Raw genomic sequence first — 18,570 nt, forward strand, 5'->3', positions numbered from 1 at the left:
CGCCACGGGGGCGACCACCCGGGTGCGTCACTGGGCGTTGGCCTCCGGCGCGCTGGTGTGCGGGAACTTCTCGATGAACTGCTTGACGACGGCCCCGGAGATGTCGCCGCAGAGCTGGCGGTGGCCGGCCTGGCTCACGACGGTGCCGTCGGGCTTGACCGTCGCCGACCAGTGGGACAGGGCGTAGAGCTTGCCGGCCGGGAACGCGCCGTACTTGGGGTCCCACGGCGAGGCGATGAACTTGTCCTTGGCCCACGAGGTCTGGGGAGCCATCTCGGCGATCTGCTTGACCACCGCGACCTTGGCGGCCGGCGCCTTCGGGTCGTACCAGAGGACCGTGTAGCCGTGCTCGAGGTTGTGCACCAGCGTCTCGATCCGGGGAGCGTCGCTGCCGGTGTAGAAGTGGGTGCCCTCGAGGTCGGGCTGGGCGAAGTGCTGGCCGAACGACGGCGGCACGGTGGAGTACTTCACCGAGGTGATGTTGGCCTTGGGCGTGCCCGGCCCGACGTGCTCGCCGTTGCCGGAGGCGGGGTCGGTGGTGGCGGGGGTGCAGGACGCGGCGGCGGCGCTGACGCCGAGCGAGGCGATGGCGTTCTCGGGCTGCTTGCTCTGCCCGTCGATGACGGCGTAGGCGATCACGCCGGCCAGCACGAGCAGCAGGGCCAGGCACCCGGCGATGATGGCGAGCTTGGTGCGGCGCTCGCGCGACTGCTGGGCTCGCTGGATCTCGGCGAGGCGCGCCTTGCGCTCCTGGCTGACCTGCTTCTTGGCCACGTGGGGTTCCTCGGTGCTCGTGCGGTGGTCGGACGTCGGCGGGAGTCTACGTGCCCCACCCGTGCGTCACCCGTCGGTGGGCTGGGCGACACTGGGTCGGTGAGCCCGTCGAGCGACACCGGCGCCGCGCCGCGCGAGCGCACCTGGAGTTCGGCGCGCACGCTCAACGTGGCCGCGACGATCAGCGGCCTGCGCCGGGGCGGCGGCGACCCCACCTGGCGCCAGGATCCCGACGGCTGGACCTGGCGCGGCATCCGCACGCCGGAGGGGCCGACGACCCTGCGGCTGGGCCAGCGCGGCGACGGGTCGGTCGAGGCCCAGGCGTGGGGTCCCGGCGCGGCGTGGGTCCTCGACGCCCTCCCGACCATGCTGGGCGAGGACGACGACGCGACCGGCTTCGTCGCGCTCCACCCGCGTGTGGCCGAGGCCGCCCGCCGCTTCGCCGGCTGGCGCGTGCCGCGCACCGGCCTGGTCCTCGAGGCGCTGATCCCGGCCGTCATCGAGCAGAAGGTCACCGGCCAGGAGGCGTTCGGCTCCTACCGCACCCTCGTGCACCGGTATGGCGAGCGCGCTCCCGGCCCGGGCGCCCTGCGGGGGCTGTGGGTGCCCCCGGCGCCGGCGACCTGGGCGCAGGTCCCGTCCTGGGAGTGGCTGCGCGCCAGCGTCGACGGCAAGCGCTCCGCCGCGGCCGTGCAGTCGGCGCGCGCGGCCGGGCGCCTGGAGCAGTGCGTGGCGATGACCCACGAGGACGCGCACCGGAGGCTGCGCGCGATACCGGGGGTCGGGGTGTGGACCGCCGCGGAGGTGCGCCAGCGCGCGCTCGGCGACCCCGACGCGGTCAGCTTCGGCGACTACCACGTGGCCCGGAACATCGGCTGGGCGCTGACCGGCGTCGAGGTCGACGACGACGGGCTGGCCGAGCTGCTGCAGCCGTGGACAGGCCACCGCTACCGCGTGCAGCGCCTGCTCGAGCTCACCGGGGCGATGCGGCCCCGGCGCGGCCCGCGGATGGCGCCCCGGACCCACCTGCCACGTTAGGCGGGTGGGTCCGGGGTCGGGCGTCAGACCCTGGCGGCGGCCGGCTCCGGGGTGGAGTCCTGCACCGGCTCGGGGTCACGCACCCCGGACGCCCCCGAGGCGGCCTCCTCGACCGTCTCGCTCAGCCGGATGCTGGTGCGCAGCGGCACCTCCTTGACGAAGAGCACCGCGAGCAGGGCCACGACCGCGACCACGGCGCTGATCGCGAACACGTGCCCGGTCGCGTCGCCGTAGCTGGCCCGCACCAGCGTGCGCAGCGGCGCCGGCAGGGCGCCGAGGTCCAGGCCGGCCGAGCCCTCCTGCTTGGCGGCGGCGGCCGCTGCGGCCCCGCCCAGGCGCTGCAGCCCGGCGGTGACGTTGTCCTGCACCCGGGTGGCCAGGACGGCGCCGAGGACCGAGACACCCACCGCGCCGCCGAGCGTGCGGAAGAAGGCGACCGTGGCCGAGGCGGCACCGATGTCGCGGACGTCGACGGTGTTCTGCACGGCGAGGACGAGGTTCTGCATCATCGCGCCGAGGCCCAGGCCCATGACGGCCATGTAGACGCTGGCCCGCCACAGCGGGGTGGTGTGGTCCAGGGTCGCCAGGCCGGCCAGGCCGGCGACCAGCAGCACGCCGCCGCCGACGAGGAAGCCCTTCCACCGGCCGGTGCGGCTGATGACCTGGCCGGCACCCGTGGAGGACAGCAGCAGGCCGAGCATGAGCGGCACGGTGAGCAGACCCGCCTTGGTCGGGGAGTCGCCGCGGGCGACCTGGAAGTACTGCCCGAGGAAGGTCGTGCCACCGAACATCGCGATGCCCACGGCGACCGAGGCCACGACGACCAGCGCCGCGGTGCGGTTGGCCATGACCCGCAGCGGGACGAGCGGCTCGGGGACGCGCAGCTCGACCACCGTGGCCAGCGCGAGGGCGAGCAGCGAGCCACCGAGGTAGGCCGCGCTCTGCCAGGACACCCAGTCGAAGTCGGTGCCGGCGAAGGTGACCCACACCAGCGGCAGACTCGCGCCGATGGCGATGAGGACGCCGCCGAGGTAGTCGATCCGGGGCGTGCGGCGCTCGGTCGTGAGGTGCAACGTGGCCTGCAGGACGACCAGGGAGATGACGGCCAGCGGCACGCAGACGTAGAAGCACCAGCGCCAGCCGAGCGGGCTGTCGACGATGACCCCACCGAGCAACGGGCCGCTGACCGTGCTCACGGCCATCACGGCGCCCATGTAGCCGGAGTACCGGCCGCGGTCGCGCGGGGCGATCATCGCGCCCATGATCGCCTGCACCAGCGCGGTCAGGCCGCCCATGCCCAGGCCCTGCACGACGCGGCAGCCGATGAGGAAAGGCACCGACTGGGACAGGCCCGCGGCCACCGAACCGGCGACGAAGACGAGGATCGACAGCTGCACGAGCAGCTTCTTGCTGAACAGGTCCGACAGCTTGCCCCAGATCGGGGTGCTGACCGTGGTGGCCAGCAGGGCGGCGGTGATCACCCAGGTGTACTGCCGCTGCGTGCCGTGCAGGTCGCCGATGATCGTCGGCAGCGCCGTGGCCACGATCGTCGAGCTGAGCAGCGCGGTGAACAGCGCCGCCAGCAGGCCGGTCATCGCCTCCAGCACCTGCCGGTGGCTCATCGGCTCGCCGGCGCGCGCCTGGGGTGGACGGGTCGTGGTGGTGCTCATGCGGTGATCTCCTCGGAGGGCACAGGGGTCTCGGACAGCGCAGGGGTGGGGGAGTGGGGTTCCTCGGCGGGCAGGTCGAGCCACGCGGGGCGGCTCACCAGCGGCGCGGTGGTCAGCGACGTGCTCAGCCGGTCCATGAGCCGGGCGGCGGTGCGGACGTCGTCCTCGTCCCAGCCGTGCAGCACCTGCCCGAGCACGGCCACGCGGTCGGCGTGGAGCACCTCGAGGTGCCGCCGTCCGAGCGGGGTCAGCGCCAGCCGCCAGGCCCGGGCGTCGTCGGGGTCGTGGCCCCGCTCGACGAGGCCGGCGCGCTCCAGCGGGGTCACCTGCCGGGAGATGACCGACGGCGCCACGCACAGCCGCTGGGCCAGGTCGCCGGGACGCGCGGGGCCGTCATACAGGGACTTGAGCAGGGCCAGGTGCGTGGTCGACGCGCCGAGCACCTGGGACTGACGGTGCGCGACGGCGCGCGTGGTGCGCATCAGCTGGCTGAGCGAGCCGAGCAGCTCGGCCGCCGCTCCGTGGTCAAGGGGCATGACCTCTCCTTGTTGGTTTCGCTATGCAACTATATTCAAACAAGTTGCTTCACGCAACCAAATGCGGGGTATGCCGTGACCCCGGCTCCCAGCCCCACGCCGGCCCGGTCCTCCCGACCGATGCGGGAAGGGGTGCGCGGGGTGTCGGCGAGGGGGCGGCGCGGGCGCCGGGCGGACGTCAGCCCAGGTCGTCGTTGAGCCGGCGCAGCAGCCGGCCGAGCTCGGCGACGTCGCGCGCCGGCCACTGGGCCAGCTGGGCCGCCACGCGCTCCCGGCGACCCTGGCGGGAGCGGTCCAGGGAGCGCTCGCCGGGGGCGGTGAGGCGCAGCAGCCGGGCGCGGGCGTCCTCGGGGTCGGGGACGCGCTCGATCAGTCCGAGCCGCTCCAGCTCGCCGAGGTTGCGGCTGGTCGTGGACTTGTGCAGCTGCAGCGCGGCGCTGACATCGGTGGCCCGGACGCCGCCGGGGTGCGCGGCGACCAGGTCGTGCATGGTCACCAGCGTGGCGTAGCCCGCGGCGTCGAGGTCGGGGTGGATGTCGGTCGCCATGGAGTGCTGCGCGGTGCGGGCCCGGCGCAGCAACCGGGTCAGCTCGCGCTCCACCTCGCCCAGGGCGGGCGTGCCGGTGGTCGGGCCGTCGGCGTCCGGGCTGGTCACGGCGGCAGGATACTGACCGTCGGCCTCGCGCGAGCCCACCCGGGGGCCCGGCGGCCGGGCCCCTCAGCCCGGGGTGTCGACGAGGCGGACGGTGACCCGGGCGCCCTCGCGGCAGACCCGGGCGTCCAGGCCCTCGCCGCGCAAGGCGGTCACCAGCCTGCTGGCCAGCAGGCCGAGGGCGAACGCGTCCTCGCCGCCGAGCTCCACCTCGTCCGTGCCGACGTCGGCCGAGCCGTCCGGCGCCTCGTGCAGCGCGACCCGCACCGCGCGCGCCACCTTCGTCGCGCGGTCCTCGGGCCAGGCGGCCGGGATGCCGACCTCGGTGGCCTCGGGCGAGCCGGCCAGCACGCCGAGCGCGGCGCGCACGGCCTCGGCCCGGCCCAGGCCGAACCAGTCCTCGCGGCCGGTGCGCACGACCGACGCAGCCTCGGGACCTCGATCGCCCGCGGCGCCGGCGTCGGCCAGGACCAGGCCGCTGCCCCGCACGAGCGCCACCGGCACGGCCCGGTCCTTGCCCTTGACCAGGTCGGCGGCCGCGGCCAGCTCGTCGGCGAGGCACCGCACCGTCACCTGAAGTGGCCGGCCGTCGGCGTCGACCCCGCCGCGCAGGTCCTCGATGACCTGGACCCCGGCCGCGCCGAGGGCGAAGTCGGTCTGGCCCGCCCGCCAGGGGCGGCCGGCGGTGTCGCTGAGCACCAGCCCCAGCGCCACGGGAGACCCCCATTCCGCGACGACCTCGGCCCGCAGGGCCCGGGCCTCGGCGTCCGGGTCCCGGGGCAGCAGCAGCACCTCGTCGGAGTCGCCGGTGTTGGACGCGTCCACGCCGGCGGCTGCCATCACCGGGCCGGCCGCGGACTCCACCACCCTGGCGACCCCGGTCGGCGTCACGCGCTCGGCGACCACCCGCCGGGACTCCCCGGCGATGATTGCGTCCCGGTCGGCGGCCGGGGCGGTCAGCCCCCGCGCCTTCGAGACGACCTTGCTGGAGACCACGAGCACGTCACCGTCGCGCAGCTCCAGGCCGGCGCCGCGCAGGGCGCTGACCACGAGGGCAGCCAGGTCGTCGCCGGCCCGCACCTCCGGCACGCCGGGGACGGGCGCCAGGGTGAGGGGAGCGGCGGCGGTGGGGTCCGTCATACCGAGGGGGTGGGGCGCAGGTCGAGGGCGAGCTGCAGGGCGGCGCCGGCGATGTCGGCCGCGGCGTCCACGTCGCTCATGAGCAGCGGGCGCGCCTGCACCCGGAGCCGGCCCGGGGAGGCGGCGAAGTCGGCGTCGGCCTCGTCCACGAGCCAGCCGTCCAGGAAGTCGGCGTAGAGGCCGGCCACCGCCTTGGTGGTCGACTCCACCCCGATCGCGGTGAGGCAGGCGTCGGCGTGGCCACGCACCGGGGCCCCGCCGATCAGCGGGGAGACGCCGACCACGGGGGCCGTGGACCCGCGCAGGGCGTCCCGCACCCCCGGCACGCCCAGGATGATGCCGATCGAGACGACCGGGTTGCTCGGCGGCAGGAGGATGACGTCGGCCTCCCGGATCGCGTCGAGGACGCCGGGAGCGGCCACGGCGCGGTCCATGCCGGCCGCGACGAAGCGCTGGGCCGGGACGGCGGCGCGCATCCGCACCCACCACTCCTGGAAGTGCACCGCGCGCGGCCCGTCGCCCTCGTCGACGACCACGTGGGTCTCGACGGGGGAGTCGGTCATCGGCAGCAGGGTGATGCCCCGGTCGGGCAGGCCCCAGCGGGCGGCCAGGCGGGTCGTGACCTCCGAGAGCGAGACGCCCTGCCCGAGCCACTGGCTGCGCACGATGTGGGTGCCGAAGTCCTTGTCCCCGAGGCCGAACCACTGCGGGGTGGCGCCGTAGGCGGCCAGCTCGGCCTGCACGGCGTGGGTCTCCCCGGCCCGGCCCCAGCCCTGCTCCTCGTGGATGCCCCCGCCGAGGGTGTAGAGGACGGTGTCGAGGTCGGGGCAAACCCGTAGCCCGAAAAGGGTTATGTCGTCGCCGGTGTTGCCGATAACGGTGATGTCGGCACCCGACAAATGGGGCGTTCGGTCCAGATGGGCCCGAAGTCCTCGCAGGAATCGGGCGCCGCCGACGCCTCCGGCCAGAGCGGTGATGCGCATGGCGGGCAGTCTCTCAGGCCCGCGAAAGGTGTTGAACCGCGGTCGGTTTGTCCCCTCGTCGAGGGGGTACGTCAGGGGTTCGGGATATGTCGGTCCTGTGAAAAGGCCGAATATCAGAGAACGGCTTGACTTGGGCGTATGACACGCGTGTAATTCCAGTGTTGTCTCTTTACTGGACAGAACCGATGATCCAATCGAGTTGGCGCGGGGGAATCAAGACCTCGCCAATGAGACTCAGGTCACATTGGGGGCAGTTCGGCAGGGCGGTCAACGCGAGTGCTGGCGGAGTTGGGTCGAGGAGGGGCCGTGCACGAGCTACAGCTGATCACCACCATCGAGATCGACGAGGACGGCGGCGAGTTGTCCTGGCAGGAGCGCGCCCTGTGCGCTCAGACCGATCCCGAGGCGTTCTTCCCGGAGAAGGGTGGGTCCACCCGCGAGGCCAAGAAGGTCTGCGTGGGGTGCGACGTCCGGGGGGAGTGCCTGGAGTACGCCCTGGCGCACGACGAGCGGTTCGGCATCTGGGGTGGGTTGTCCGAGCGTGAGCGCCGCAAGCTGAAGAAGCGCGCGGTCTAGTCGCCTCCTGGCGACTCCGCCCCCGTGCCCATGACGCTGGCGCCACCGCACGCAGCATCGTCCACGTCGTCGGCGACCCCGGGTGCCCCGGTGGTCACCGCGGTCCTCGTCATCCACGACGGGGCCAGATGGCTGGCCGGCTGCCTGGACGCCATCGCCGGCCAGGCACGGCTGCCCGACCGGCTGGTCGTGGTCGACACGGGCTCGCGCGACGACAGCGCCGCGATCCTGGCCGGCCACAAGGGGATTCACGACGCGGTCGCCGACCTGCAGGTGGTCTCCACCGGGCGCGAGGTCACCTTCGGTGAGGCCGTATGCCGGGTCGTCGCCGACCTGCCCGAGGCCGCCTCCGCGGCCGACTGGCTCTGGCTGCTGCACGACGACAGCGCCGCCGGGCCCCGGGCCCTGGAGCTGCTCGTGGACACCGCCCGCCGCTCCTCGACGGTCGGCATCGCCGGCCCCAAGCTGCTCGCCTGGGAGGACCCGGGCCGGCTGCTCGAGGTCGGGCAGCACGCCACCCGCTCCGGTCGCCGGGCCGACGGCGCCAGGCGGGGGGAGGCCGACCAGGGCCAGCACGACCATCGCACCGACGTCCTGGCCGTCAACACCTCCGGGATGTTGGTGCGCCGCGACGTGTTCGCGGCCGCCGGCGGGTTCGACCCCGCCTTCGGCCTCTTCGGCGACGACCTCGACCTGTGCTGGCGGGCCCACCTCGCCGGGCATCGGGTCATCGTCGTGCCGCGGGCCACGGTCCGCGACGCCGCGGCCTCCACCCGCGGCCTGCGCGACGAGCACCTCGACGAGCGCGCGGCCCGGCGCCTGGCGCGCCGGCACGCCCGGCAGGTCGCCCTGGCCCGCTGCACCTTGCCGCTCGCCCCGCTCCTGGCCCTGTGGGTCACGCTGACCTCCGTGCTCTCCGGGGTCGCCCTGCTGGCGGTCAAGCGCCCGCGCCGCGCCCTGCTCGAGCTCACCGACGTCGTGGCCGTGCTCACCCCGTGGCGGGTGCTCGCGGCACGCTGGCGCGCCCGCGGGCAGCGGCAGCTGCGCCGTCGCGACCTGCACGGCCTTTTCGTGCCGCCGGCGGCCGCCCTGCGGCACACGCTGGACGCCGTCCACGACGCCATCGCCCTCGGCGGCCCGGCCGCACACGTCCCCGCCTCCGGGGCCGACCCGGTCGAGAGCGGCCCGGTCGCCGACGAGGCCGAGGACCTGGCCGTCCTCGGCCCGACCTGGCCGCAGCGACTGGCCCGGCACCCCGGCGTGGTCGCCGTGCTGCTGACCGTGGGCGTCACGCTGGCGGCCTGGCGCTCGCTGCTGCACGCCGGCGCCCTGTCGGCCTCGAGCGGAGGACTCTCCGGCGGTGAGCTGCTCCCGGTGTCCGCCGACGCCTCGTCGCTGTGGCACCTGTGGCTCGACGGGTGGCACGGCCCTGGCCTGGGCACCTCGGCCGAGGCGGCGCCGTGGCTGCCGGTCCTGGCCGCGGTGACCTGGCTGCTGAGCTGGCTTCCCCCCGTCGGCGCTGCCGCGTCCCCGGCGTCGGTCACCCTCACGTGGCTGGTGCTGGCAGCCGCCCCGCTGGCGGCGGCCACGGCATACCTCGGCGCCCGGGTCCTGACGCGGGCGCGGTGGCCGCGCGCCTGGGTGGGGCTCGCGTGGGGCGGCCTGGCCACCCTCACCGACGCCGTCGGCCACGGGCGGCTCGGCGCGGTCCTCGCCCACGTGCTCCTGCCGCTGGTCGTGGCGGGACTGGCCTGCGTCGCCCGCCGCACCGCGTCCGCGTCGGTCACGGCGTCAACGGCCCTGGCCGTCGCCGTGCTGCTCACCCTCGACCCCGCCCTCGGGGTCCTCGCCCTGCTGGCCACGACCGTCCTGCTCGTCGTCGGGCCGGGGTCACGCCGCCGGCTGCGCGCCCTGGCGATCCTCGCCGTCCCGGTGGGGCTGGTGGGCCCCAGGCTGCTCGAGGTCCTGGCCGACCCCCGGCTGCTGCTGACCGGACCCGGTCTGGCGGTGCCTGCGGGCGCGGCCACCCCCGCCTGGCAGGTCGCGCTGCTCCAGCCCGCCCCCGCGGCCCTGCCCGCCCTGCTCGTGGCCGGGCCGCTGGTCCTCGCCGGGCTCGCCGGCCTGCTGCGCCGGCAGGGCGCCTCGTGGGCCATGTCCGTGCTCGGGCTGACCGCGCTGACCGGGCTGGCCGCCGCCCTGGCCGCGCCGCACGTGGTCGTCGGCCGGTCGGCCGCCGGGGCGCCGCTGACCCCGTGGCCGGGCACCGGCATCGACGTCCTGGCGCTAGCCCTGCTGGCTGCGGCGGTGCTCGGCCTCGACGGCCTGGGCCACCGGCTGGCCCGTCACGGCTTCGGCTGGCGCCAGGTGCTCGCCGCCCCCACGATCGCTCTCGCCATCGCCGGGGTCCTCGGCGCAGCCGTGCTGCTGGTCGTGGGCCGGCTGCCCGGCCCGCTCCACGTCGGCGGCGTGAGGGTGCCGGCCGTCGCCGCCGACCAGGCCCACAGCGCGCTGGCCAACCGGCTGCTCGTGCTGACCCCGCAGGGCGGCGACCTGACCTACCGGCTGGTGGGCGCCGAGGCGTCCGACCCGGTCCGCGACGCCGGGGCACCGGCCCGCACCGAACCCGCCTCGCTGAGCAGCGACGTGCAGCTCGTCCTTGCCGACGCCACCCCGGCCACGGCCAACCAGGCCCACGACCGGCTGGCCGACCTCGGCGTCGGGTTCGTCGGCTACCGCGGCCCGTCGGCGAGCCCCACCGTCCGCCGTCTCGACGGGACGGCCGGGCTGACCCGGCTCGGCGACAGCGAGGGCATGGTCCTGTGGCGGGTCCTGCCGGCCCAGGGCGCCGCCGCCGACAGCTCCGTGCCGCCGGCACGGGTGCGCCTCGAGGACGCCGCCGGCCACGCGCTCGACACCGTTGACGTCAGCGGCGACCACGGCGCCCTGTCCGCCCGGGTCGCCGCAGCCGCCGCGCCGCGGCGCGTGGTCGTGGCCGAGCCGGCCGCCTGGTCCCGGCACGCCACGGTGCGCTTCGCCGGACGCCCGCTCGCTGCGGTGCCGGGAGCCACCGAGCCGACCTACGCGCTGCCGGCCACGGCCGGACGTCTGACCATCATCGTCGACCCGGGCCACGCGCGCTGGCGGCTCGGCCAGCTCGCCCTGCTGGCGCTGGTCGCCTTCCTCGCCGTGCCGATCGGCACCCGACGCTCCCGGAGGGCCTCATGATCGGCCTCACCCGCGCCGCGGTGGTCGCCGCCGCCGGCGCCGGGCTGGTCGTGGCGGCCGCCCAGGCGCCGACCTTCGACCTGGCGCCCGCCCGTGCGGCTGCGGCGGTGCGTCCCGCCAGCAGCGCGGTGGCCTCGACGTCGGTGGTCTGCCCCGGCCCGGAGACGCTCGGCGTCGACGGGGTCGCCGCCGGGCACCAGAGCACCGCGGTCGTGGCCACCACCGTCCCGGACGCGCTGCTGCCCGACGCGGCGACCCGTGGTGGGGTCGGCACCCTGACCACCCGGCCCCTGCCGGCCGGGGTCAGCACCCCGTCGGCCGGCGCCCGCGGGGCGGGGCTGTCGCTCACCGTCACCACCCCCCGGTCGGTGCTCGTCACCGGCTCGGGCTCGCTTGCGGCCGGTGCGGTGGGGGCCCAGCGCACCCTGACGACCAAGGGCGACGCCCGCGGGCTGAGCGGGTCGCCGTGCGTGGAGTCCGGCGAGCAGGCGTGGCTGGTGGCCGGCGGCGGTGAGCCCGGGCGCCAGGAGCGCCTGGTCCTGGCCAACCCCGGTCCAAACCCGGTCCAGGTCGACCTGACCGTGCTCGGCACGGCGGGCCCGATCACCGCGCCGGGCTCGCGTGGCATCGTCGTGGCGCCCTACGGCCGCACGGTCGTCCTGCTCGACTCCCTCGCCGGCACGGAGAAGTCGCCGGTCGTGGGGGTCGAGGCCCAGGGCGGCGACGTGGCGGCCGTCCTGAGCGACAGCTGGCTCGACGGCATCGTGCCCCGCGGCGGCGACGACGCCGTGCCGACCGCGCCACCGGCGCGCGAGCAGGTCGTGCCCGGCGTGGCCGTCGCCGGCCGGGCGATGCTGCGCCTGGCCGTGCCGGGGACGAGCGAGGCGGTCGTGCGCCTGCGCCTGCTCACCCCGGACGGCCCCCAGCCCCTGCCCGCCGGTGGGGTCGTGCGCGTCCCGGCCGGGAGCAGTGCCGACCTCGCCCTCCCGGCCCTGCCGGCCGGCGCCTACGCCGTGCAGGTCGACGCCGACGTGCCGGTGCTGGCGGGAGCGAGCGTCGAGCGGCGCAAGACCCCCGCGGGGCCCTCGGACCTGGCCTGGACGGCCGCATCGGCGCCGCTGCGCGGGCTCGCCGGCGCCGCCCTGGTCCCCGGTGCCGGGGCGACGAGCGAGGTGCAGCTGGTCGGCACCGCGCGACCGTCCGTGGTGACGGTCAGCACCGTCAGCCCGTCCGGGGAGGTCTCCAACGACACGGTCGCCGTGCCCGCCGACACGGTCGTGACCCGTCCTGTCACCGGTGCCACGTCGGCCTGGCTCACGCCGGTCTCCGGCGCGGTGCGTGCCGCCGTCGTGTCGACCGTCGCCGACGCCGCCGGGCCGATGGTCAGCACCAGCCCGATGTCCTCGCTGCCCCTGACGACGACGCCGACCACGGTGCGCGAGGCCAGGGACTGAGGGACTCAGGCAGGGCCGTCGTCGAAGCCGGGGTCCCAGCCCGGGTCGAGCTCGGCCGGGTCGACGCCCAGCATCGCCGCGACCTGCTCGACGACGACCTCGTTGACCAGCAGGGCGAGCTCGCGGGCGTCGTCGGCGCGGGTCTCCACCGGGCGGCGGTAGATGACGATGCGCGCCGGCATCCGCCCGCGCGCGGCGAAGAGCCGGCCCAGCGCGACGTCGGCGGACTCCCACGGCGCCGGGTCGCTCGGGGGCACGTCCTCCACGGCGAACTCGACGTCGCCGAAGTCACGGCCGAGGCGGTCCTCCAGTCGCGACGCCGCGTCCAGGACGAGCTCGTCGAAGCGTTCGGCGCGGCTGCGCATCGCCGGGACCGGCGGCCACGCCATCGGCCCGCGAGGCCCGCGACCGTGACGGTTGCGGCGCCGGGAGGAGGGTCGCGTCGGGCTCACGTGACCACATTACGGCGTGCCGGATTCGTCTCGGCGGCGCCGCGCACTACAGTCCCCCCGTGAGTCTGTCGCGCCAGTGTTCCCGCACCGCCTGTGCCAAGGGGGCCGTCGCGACCCTGACCTACGTCTACTCGGACCAGACCGCCGTCCTCGGTCCCCTCGCCACCTACGCCGAGCCACACACCTACGACCTGTGCGCCGAGCACGCCGAGCGGCTGACGGCCCCGCGTGGGTGGGAGGTCGTCCGGCTGGCAGGGGAGTTCGTGGACCCGGGCCCGAGCCAGGACGACCTGCTGGCCCTCGCCGACGCGGTGCGCGAGGCCGGCAAGCCCCGCACCCCGGCGCCCTCGAGCGCCCCCGACGCCGACGGCACGGTCGAGGTCGGCCGACGCGGCCACCTGCGGGTGCTGCGCGATCGGTAGGGTCGGGCGCGTGAGTGTGCCCCGCCTGTCCGACTTCATCAAGGCCTACGACGTCCGCGGTCTCGTCCCCGAGCAGCTGAGCGAGCCGGTGGCCACCGCCATCGGCTCGGCGTTCGCCCAGGTCATCGCCGGCCCCGAGGGTGCCTCCTCCATCGTCATCGGGCACGACATGCGCCCGTCCTCCCCGGACCTCGCGCGCGCGTTCGCGGTCGGCGCGGCCGCCCACGGCCTCGACGTGACCCTCATCGGACTGTGCTCCACCGACGGCCTCTACTACGCCAGCGGGGCGCTGGACGTGCCCGGCGCGATGTTCACCGCCAGCCACAACCCCGCGCAGTACAACGGGATCAAGCTCTGCCGCGCCGGCGCGCGCCCGGTGGGCCAGGACTCGGGCCTGGCCGAGATCCGCGACCTGGCGCAGTGGCTGCTGGAACGCGGCGAGGTCCACCACCTGGGCGGCTCGGACCGGATCGGCACGATCACCGAGTGCGATCTGCTGGCCGACTACGCCGGCTTCCTGCGCGGGCTGGTCGACCTGTCCGGCTCCCGGCCGCTGAAGGTCGTCGTCGACGCCGGCAACGGCATGGGCGGGCACACCGTGCCCGCCGTGCTGGGCACCGCGGCCGGGCTGCCCGAGCTGCCGCTGGAGGTGGTCCCGCTCTACTTCGAGCTCGACGGCACCTTCCCCAACCACGAGGCCAACCCGCTGGAGCCGGAGAACCTGCGCGACCTGCAGAAGGCCGTCGTCGAGCACGGCGCCGACCTCGGCCTGGCCTTCGACGGCGACGCCGACCGCTGCTTCGTCATCGACGAGTGCGGCGAGCCGGTCAGCCCCTCGGCCATCACCGCGCTGGTCGCCAGCCGCGAGATCGCCAAGGAGCGCGCCGAGGGCCGGGAGGCGCGGATCGTCTACAACGTCATCTCCTCCGCCGCGGTGCCGCAGATCATCGCCGAGGAGGGCGGACAGTCCGTTCGCACCCGGGTGGGCCACTCGTTCATCAAGGCGCAGATGGCCGAGCACGACGCCGTCTTCGGCGGCGAGCACTCCGCGCACTACTACTTCCGCGACTTCTGGTTCGCCGACACCGGCATGCTCGCGGCGATGCACGTCCTCGCCGCCCTCGGCGAGCAGGACGGGCCCCTGTCGCAGCTGGCCGAGCGCTACAGCCGGTATGCCGCGTCCGGCGAGATCAACTCCACCGTCGCCGACGCGGTGGCCACCACCGCGACGGTGCGCCAGTGGGCGCAGCGGCAGGACGTGGAGCTCGACGAGCTCGACGGCCTGACCGTCACCCACCGGGGCGAGCCGATGTGGTGGTTCAACCTGCGCGCCAGCAACACCGAGCCCCTGCTTCGGCTCAACGTCGAGGCCTTTGATGAGACAACCATGCAGCACGTGCGCGACGATGTGTTGTCGCTCGTGCGAGGAGGACAGTGATGACCCAGGACCCGTCCGGCGCAACCGGCCCCGCCGCCCAGATCGAGCCGTGGCTGCGGGAGATCCTGCGCTGCCCCCAGTGCCACTCCGCCCTCGTCGACGGGACCGGGCCGACCGGGCCCGAGCTGCACTGCACCGACGCGGCCTGCGCCCGGGCCTACCGCGTCGACGACGGCATCCCGGTGCTCCTGGTCGACGAGTCCCGTTCTCTCGCAGGCTGATCCGGCGGCGCCGACATGCCTCCCTTCCTGGATGAGTCGCTGATCGACGACGTGGAGGCGATCGCCGAGCGCGACACGCGCCAGACGCTGCGCGCCCTCGCGACCGCCGGCGCCCAGGTCCGGGAGGCGATCACCCTCTCCCGCGAGGGAGGCATCGACCGGGTGGCCAGCGGCGAGCGGCCCCGGTCGGTGCTGGTGGCCTCGCTGGGCGGCTCGGCGGTGGTCGCGGACGTGCTGGAGCTGCTGGCCGAGCCCGGGTCGCCGGTCCCGGTGACCGTGCGGCGCAACCTGCCGCTGCCCGGCTGGGTCGGCCCGCTCGACCTCGTGGTCGCGGTGTCCCTGTCCGGCCGGGCCCAGGGGCCGGTGGCGGTGGCGGCCGAGGCCGCCCGCCGCGGGGCCTCACTGCTGACCGTGGGCGCCCCCGGCTCCCCGCTGGCCCAGATCTGCGCGGCAGCCCGCGGGGTGCACATCGACGTCCCCCAGGGGCGCACCTCCTCGCGCACTGCGCTGTGGTCGCTGCTCACCCCGGTCATGCTCGCCGCGGACGGCCTGGGCCTGATCGACTGCGCCGAGCAGACGCTGCTGGAGACTGCCAACCGGCTCGACGAGCAGGCCGAGGCCTGCCGCCCGTCGTCGGAGTCGTTCGTCAACCCGGCCAAGATCCTGGCCGTCCAGCTCGCCGAGTCGATCCCGGTGATCCTGGGCGACGGGCCGCTGAACGGGGTCGCGGCCGCCCGGGCCGCCTCGATGCTGGCGCGCACCGCCCGGATCCCGGCCTCCTACGGCGAGCTGCCCGACGCCGCCTCCCAGATCGTGGCCAGCTTCGACGGGCCGTTCACCGCCGGCGGCGGGCGCGGGGTGGGGGAGCGCGAGTCCGCCCCGGACATCTTCGCCGACCCGTTCCTGGACGGCCCCGCGCAGCCCCGGCTGGGCCTGCTGATGCTGCGCGACGTCGCCCCCGAGGTGCTGACCCCCGAGGCCGCCGAGGTGCAGGAGCTCACCGACGCCGTGATCCAGACGGCATACGACGCGGGCGTGCGGGTGGCGACCGCCGTCACCGAGCCCGGCCACCCGCTGACCCGGCTCTCCGGCCAGATCGCGCTGACCGACTTCGCCGCCACCTACCTGGCGATCGGCCTCGGGCTGGACCCGGCCGTGTCGCCCCACGTGGCCGACCTGCGCGACCGCCGCGACAACACCGGGGGATAGCCGCCGGGGTGGCGGGCGCTCGGGCGCCTTGGCCCGGGAGATGCCGCCTGAATGCGGGCTGGACGCCACCTGTGTGGCGGGTCGCGACCACCGGCGCTCTAGGCTTCGACCCATGGCACACGAAGGTGGCGGCAAGGCGATCGTCGCGGCACTGGCGGCAAACCTCGGCATCGCGGCGACGAAGTTCCTCGCGTTCCTGGTGACGGGGTCGAGCTCGATGCTCGCCGAGGGGGTGCACTCGGTGGCAGACTCGGGCAACCAGCTGCTCCTGATCATCGGCGGCAAGCGCAGCAAGCGGGAGGCGACCCCGGCGCACCCGTTCGGCTTCGGCCGGGAGCGCTACGTCTACGCCTTCATCGTCTCCATCGTGCTGTTCAGCGTCGGCGGCCTGTTCGCGCTCAACGAGGCGTGGCACAAGTGGGGCCACCCCGAGGCGATCGAGGGCCGCTGGTGGTGGGTGCCGCTGGCGGTGCTGGTCGTCGCGATCGGGCTGGAGGGCTTCTCCTTCCGCACCGCGGTCCGCGAGAGCAACCCGCTGCGCGGCAAGCGCACCTGGGCGCAGTTCATCCGCACCGCCAAGGAGCCGGAGCTGCCGGTGGTGCTGCTCGAGGACTCCGCCGCGCTGGTCGGCCTCGTCTTCGCCCTCATCGGGGTGGGCCTGACCCTCATCACGGGCAACGGCCGCTGGGACGCCGTCGGCACTGCGGCGATCGGCCTGCTCCTGGTCTTCGTCGCCGGCGTGCTCGCCATCGAGATGAAGTCCCTGCTCATCGGCGAGGCGGCCCGCCCGCAGCAGCTCCAGGCCATCACCGACGCGCTGGAGAACGGACCGGAGGGCGCCATCTCCCGGGTCATCCACCTGCGCACGATGCACCTCGGCCCGGAGGAGGTGCTCGTCGCGGCCAAGCTCGCGGTCGGGCGCCTGGACCGCGGCGAGGAGATCGCCGAGGCGATCGACGCGGCGGAGCGGCGGGCGCGCGAGGCGCTGCCCGGCATACAGCTGGTGATGTACCTCGAGCCCGACATCGACCGCGGGGCCCAGGACCGGGCGCAGTGGGACAACGCCCCGGTGGCGGCGGACTCCACCTACGTGCCGGACGAGCCCGGGGAGGTTCGGGACATGGGGCACAGTCGTTAGACTGTCCCCTTGCCGGCGTGGGTGATGACCCCGCAGATGAAGGCCCAGATGGGCGGCGCCGGGTCAGCAAACCAGAGACATCCAAAGGGAGTTCTACGCATGTCCTTTGACTTCAAGGTTCGCGACCTGAGCCTCGCCGAGGCCGGCCGTCACCAGATCCGCCTGGCCGAGCACGAGATGCCCGGCCTCATGGCGCTGCGCGAGGAGTTCGGTGCGCAGCAGCCGCTCAAGGGTGCCCGCATCGCCGGCTCGCTGCACATGACCGTGCAGACCGCCGTGCTCATCGAGACCCTGACCGCCCTCGGCGCCGACGTGCGCTGGGCCTCCTGCAACATCTTCTCCACCCAGGACGAGGCCGCCGCGGCGATCGTCGTGGGCAAGGGCACGCCCGAGGACCCGCAGGGCGTCCCAGTCTTCGCCTGGAAGGGCGAGAGCCTGCCGGAGTACTGGTGGTGCACCGAGCAGATCCTGACCTGGCCCGGCCAGGACGGCCCGAACATGATCCTCGACGACGGTGGCGACGCCACCCTGCTCGTCCACAAGGGCGTCGAGTTCGAGGCCGCGGGCGCCGTCCCGGCCACGGACGAGAACGACTCGGCCGAGTACCGCGTCATCCTCGACGTGCTGCGCGCCTCCCTCGCGAGCGACCCGCAGCGGTTCACCAAGATGGCCGCTGGCATCAAGGGCGTCACCGAGGAGACCACGACCGGCGTCCACCGCCTCTACGAGTTCGCCCAGACCGGCGACCTGCTCTTCCCGGCGATCAACGTCAACGACTCGGTCACCAAGTCCAAGTTCGACAACAAGTACGGCACCCGCCACAGCCTGATCGACGGCATCAACCGCGCCACCGACACCCTGATGGGTGGCAAGGTCGCGGTCGTCCTCGGCTACGGCGACGTGGGCAAGGGCTGCGCCGAGTCGCTGCGCGGCCAGGGCGCCCGCGTGGTCATCACCGAGGTCGACCCGATCTGCGCGCTGCAGGCGGCGATGGACGGCTACCAGGTCACCACGCTCGCGGACGTCGTCGAGACCGCCGACATCTTCATCACGGCCACCGGCAACAAGGACATCATCACCGCCGGCGACATGGCGAAGATGAAGCACCAGGCGATCGTGGGCAACATCGGGCACTTCGACAACGAGATCGACATGGCCGGCCTCGAGCGCGACAAGAGCATCGAGAAGGTCGAGATCAAGCCGCAGGTGCACGAGTGGCGCTTCGCCGACGGCCACTCCGTCATCGTGCTGTCCGAGGGTCGCCTGCTCAACCTGGGCAACGCCACCGGCCACCCGAGCTTCGTCATGTCGAACTCGTTCGCCAACCAGACGATCGCCCAGATCGAGCTGTTCACCAAGAACGAGGACTACGCCAAGCAGGTCTACGTCCTGCCGAAGATCCTCGACGAGAAGGTCGCCCGGCTCCACCTCGACGCCCTCGGCGTCAAGCTCACCGAGCTGAGCAAGGACCAGGCCGAGTACATCGGCGTCGACGTCGCCGGCCCGTACAAGCCGGACCACTACCGCTACTGAGGCGGCAGGTGGGGTCGCGCGGCTGAGCCGCGCACCCGGCATACCGGCAGGACCGCGGTATCGCGCGCAGCGGGCGGTGAGGGCGACCTCACCGCCCGCTGTGCTCTCC

The 18,570-nt window shown here is 74.7% G+C and carries 17 protein-coding genes; 10 read left to right on the forward strand and 7 right to left on the reverse strand.

All coding sequences use genetic code 11. From position 1 onward, the window contains the following. Positions 1-27: 27 nt before the first annotated feature. Positions 28-774, reverse strand: a complete 747-nt coding sequence (locus tag AC3ANM_RS16470; protein ID WP_488285495.1) for a DUF3105 domain-containing protein — start codon at positions 772-774, stop codon at positions 28-30. 99 nt (positions 775-873) lie between these two features. On the opposite strand from AC3ANM_RS16470, the gene AC3ANM_RS16475 reads away from it, so the two are divergent. Continuing rightward, complete coding sequence (locus AC3ANM_RS16475; protein WP_488285496.1) at positions 874-1,812, forward strand: DNA-3-methyladenine glycosylase family protein; 939 nt, start codon at positions 874-876, stop codon at positions 1,810-1,812. Positions 1,813-1,835: 23 nt separating this feature from the next. On the opposite strand, the gene AC3ANM_RS16480 is transcribed toward AC3ANM_RS16475, so the two are convergent. The 5 genes from AC3ANM_RS16480 to cofD all read right to left on the reverse strand — a co-directional run bounded on the left by AC3ANM_RS16480 (position 1,836) and on the right by cofD (position 6,793). Then, positions 1,836-3,482, reverse strand: coding sequence for an MDR family MFS transporter (locus tag AC3ANM_RS16480; RefSeq protein ID WP_488285497.1), 1,647 nt, complete (start codon positions 3,480-3,482; stop codon positions 1,836-1,838). Next, positions 3,479-4,018, reverse strand: coding sequence for a MarR family winged helix-turn-helix transcriptional regulator (locus tag AC3ANM_RS16485; RefSeq protein ID WP_488285498.1), 540 nt, complete (start codon positions 4,016-4,018; stop codon positions 3,479-3,481). The genes AC3ANM_RS16480 and AC3ANM_RS16485 overlap by 4 nt, the downstream gene beginning before the upstream one ends. A 178-nt stretch (positions 4,019-4,196) precedes the next feature. Further along, the gene (locus tag AC3ANM_RS16490; RefSeq protein WP_488285499.1) at positions 4,197-4,673 is read right to left on the reverse strand and encodes a MarR family winged helix-turn-helix transcriptional regulator; all 477 of its coding nucleotides are present in this window, start codon (positions 4,671-4,673) and stop codon (positions 4,197-4,199) included. Between the two features lie 63 nt (positions 4,674-4,736). Beyond that, the gene (locus AC3ANM_RS16495; protein WP_488285500.1) at positions 4,737-5,810 is read right to left on the reverse strand and encodes a coenzyme F420-0:L-glutamate ligase; all 1,074 of its coding nucleotides are present in this window, start codon (positions 5,808-5,810) and stop codon (positions 4,737-4,739) included. Next, complete coding sequence (cofD, locus tag AC3ANM_RS16500; protein WP_488285501.1) at positions 5,807-6,793, reverse strand: 2-phospho-L-lactate transferase; 987 nt, start codon at positions 6,791-6,793, stop codon at positions 5,807-5,809. Before cofD ends, AC3ANM_RS16495 begins: the two co-directional genes overlap by 4 nt. A gap of 306 nt (positions 6,794-7,099) precedes the next feature. Between cofD and AC3ANM_RS16505 the strand changes: the two genes are divergently transcribed. The 3 genes from AC3ANM_RS16505 to AC3ANM_RS16515 all read left to right on the forward strand — a co-directional run bounded on the left by AC3ANM_RS16505 (position 7,100) and on the right by AC3ANM_RS16515 (position 12,048). Beyond that, on the forward strand, positions 7,100-7,369 hold the full coding sequence (locus AC3ANM_RS16505) for a WhiB family transcriptional regulator (RefSeq protein ID WP_488285502.1): 270 nt from the start codon (positions 7,100-7,102) through the stop codon (positions 7,367-7,369). Between the two features lie 90 nt (positions 7,370-7,459). Then, positions 7,460-10,594 (forward strand): glycosyltransferase family 2 protein, encoded by a 3,135-nt coding sequence (locus tag AC3ANM_RS16510; protein WP_488285503.1) that lies wholly within the window; start codon positions 7,460-7,462, stop codon positions 10,592-10,594. Continuing rightward, the gene (locus AC3ANM_RS16515; protein ID WP_488285504.1) at positions 10,591-12,048 is read left to right on the forward strand and encodes a DUF5719 family protein; all 1,458 of its coding nucleotides are present in this window, start codon (positions 10,591-10,593) and stop codon (positions 12,046-12,048) included. The genes AC3ANM_RS16510 and AC3ANM_RS16515 overlap by 4 nt, the downstream gene beginning before the upstream one ends. A 5-nt stretch (positions 12,049-12,053) precedes the next feature. Here AC3ANM_RS16515 and AC3ANM_RS16520 read toward each other — a convergent pair whose 3' ends face one another. After that, positions 12,054-12,500, reverse strand: coding sequence for a metallopeptidase family protein (locus AC3ANM_RS16520; RefSeq protein WP_488285505.1), 447 nt, complete (start codon positions 12,498-12,500; stop codon positions 12,054-12,056). A gap of 59 nt (positions 12,501-12,559) precedes the next feature. On the opposite strand from AC3ANM_RS16520, the gene AC3ANM_RS16525 reads away from it, so the two are divergent. The 6 genes from AC3ANM_RS16525 (at position 12,560) to ahcY (ending at position 18,461) form a co-directional block, all read left to right on the forward strand. Then, the gene (locus AC3ANM_RS16525) at positions 12,560-12,922 is read left to right on the forward strand and encodes a DUF3499 domain-containing protein (RefSeq protein ID WP_488285506.1); all 363 of its coding nucleotides are present in this window, start codon (positions 12,560-12,562) and stop codon (positions 12,920-12,922) included. Positions 12,923-12,932: 10 nt separating this feature from the next. Beyond that, the gene (locus AC3ANM_RS16530) at positions 12,933-14,360 is read left to right on the forward strand and encodes a phosphomannomutase/phosphoglucomutase (RefSeq protein ID WP_488285507.1); all 1,428 of its coding nucleotides are present in this window, start codon (positions 12,933-12,935) and stop codon (positions 14,358-14,360) included. Next, complete coding sequence (locus tag AC3ANM_RS16535; RefSeq protein ID WP_488285508.1) at positions 14,360-14,581, forward strand: Trm112 family protein; 222 nt, start codon at positions 14,360-14,362, stop codon at positions 14,579-14,581. The genes AC3ANM_RS16530 and AC3ANM_RS16535 overlap by 1 nt, the downstream gene beginning before the upstream one ends. Before the next feature lie 15 nt (positions 14,582-14,596). After that, positions 14,597-15,790, forward strand: coding sequence for an SIS domain-containing protein (locus AC3ANM_RS16540; protein ID WP_488285509.1), 1,194 nt, complete (start codon positions 14,597-14,599; stop codon positions 15,788-15,790). A 112-nt stretch (positions 15,791-15,902) separates the two neighbouring features. Next, positions 15,903-16,928 carry a cation diffusion facilitator family transporter gene (locus tag AC3ANM_RS16545; protein ID WP_488285510.1) on the forward strand — a complete coding sequence of 342 codons (1,026 nt, stop codon included), beginning with the start codon at positions 15,903-15,905 and terminating at the stop codon, positions 16,926-16,928. Between the two features lie 99 nt (positions 16,929-17,027). Continuing rightward, a complete protein-coding gene (gene ahcY, locus AC3ANM_RS16550; RefSeq protein WP_488285511.1) occupies positions 17,028-18,461 on the forward strand; it encodes an adenosylhomocysteinase in 1,434 nt (477 codons plus the stop codon). Positions 18,462-18,570: the final 109 nt, after the last annotated feature.

It is taken from the genome of Oryzihumus sp. JJN4-3R (assembly GCF_057747915.1).

Coding starts and splice junctions, on each gene's coding strand:
- AC3ANM_RS16540 (WP_488285509.1), top strand. CDS start 14,597: ATGCCTCCCTTCCTGGATGAGTCGCTGATCGACGACGTGGAGGCGATC.
- AC3ANM_RS16480 (WP_488285497.1), bottom strand. CDS start 3,482: ATGAGCACCACCACGACCCGTCCACCCCAGGCGCGCGCCGGCGAGCCG.
- ahcY (WP_488285511.1), top strand. CDS start 17,028: ATGTCCTTTGACTTCAAGGTTCGCGACCTGAGCCTCGCCGAGGCCGGC.
- AC3ANM_RS16495 (WP_488285500.1), bottom strand. CDS start 5,810: ATGACGGACCCCACCGCCGCCGCTCCCCTCACCCTGGCGCCCGTCCCC.
- AC3ANM_RS16485 (WP_488285498.1), bottom strand. CDS start 4,018: ATGCCCCTTGACCACGGAGCGGCGGCCGAGCTGCTCGGCTCGCTCAGC.
- cofD (WP_488285501.1), bottom strand. CDS start 6,793: ATGCGCATCACCGCTCTGGCCGGAGGCGTCGGCGGCGCCCGATTCCTG.
- AC3ANM_RS16535 (WP_488285508.1), top strand. CDS start 14,360: ATGACCCAGGACCCGTCCGGCGCAACCGGCCCCGCCGCCCAGATCGAG.
- AC3ANM_RS16545 (WP_488285510.1), top strand. CDS start 15,903: ATGGCACACGAAGGTGGCGGCAAGGCGATCGTCGCGGCACTGGCGGCA.
- AC3ANM_RS16515 (WP_488285504.1), top strand. CDS start 10,591: ATGATCGGCCTCACCCGCGCCGCGGTGGTCGCCGCCGCCGGCGCCGGG.